Below are 595 nucleotides of genomic sequence, written 5' to 3' on the forward strand. Positions count from 1 at the left end.
GCGCTTGTTCGGGAAACTCGAGGCGGATCCGGCCGTCCGGTTCGCGCATGCGATCGAACGTGGGGAACCCGCAACCAGCACCGGCGGGTTCCGGGGCGAGGTCACTTTGGGCGAGGTCTTGCGCCAGCAGGCCCTCGCGGCCTGATACGGCGAAAGCCCGCATGGCTCGAATCCCGGTCGAGGACGCAGGCTTCGGCCACGAGGATTGTCGCGCCTGTCCCGCAGACCTCGCTTGACTCACACATAACTCGGTGGTTATTGGTTTGGATCAATAACCACCGAGTTATCATTTGCAATGGCACAATCCCACGATGTCCTGTTCAGGGCGCTCGCCGATCCGACGCGACGGGCGATTTTCGAGCGGCTGTGCCGCCATGGGGATCAGACGGTGGCGGCCCTGACGGCTCGGGCGGGGGTCTCGCAACCGGCCGTCTCGAAGCACCTCGCCGTCCTGCGGCAGGCCGGGCTGGTGCGCGACCGCCACGAGGGACGTCAGACGCACTACAGCGCGCAGCCCAAAGCCTTGTCCCCGCTGATCGACTGGACGAGCCGAATGGCCGGCTTCTGGCAAGGCCGTTTCGATGACCTCGAAGAC

The 595-nt window shown here is 65.5% G+C and carries 1 protein-coding gene; it reads left to right on the forward strand.

Features of this window, described 5'->3' with window-relative positions:
* Window positions 1-295 precede the first annotated feature (295 nt).
* On the forward strand, window positions 296-595 hold a 300-nt coding region (locus tag KBI52_RS00980), incomplete at its 3' end, for a helix-turn-helix transcriptional regulator (RefSeq protein WP_210804801.1).

This window comes from Microvirga sp. HBU67558 (assembly GCF_018069605.1).
Classification (GTDB): Bacteria; Pseudomonadota; Alphaproteobacteria; order Rhizobiales; family Beijerinckiaceae; genus Microvirga; species Microvirga terrae.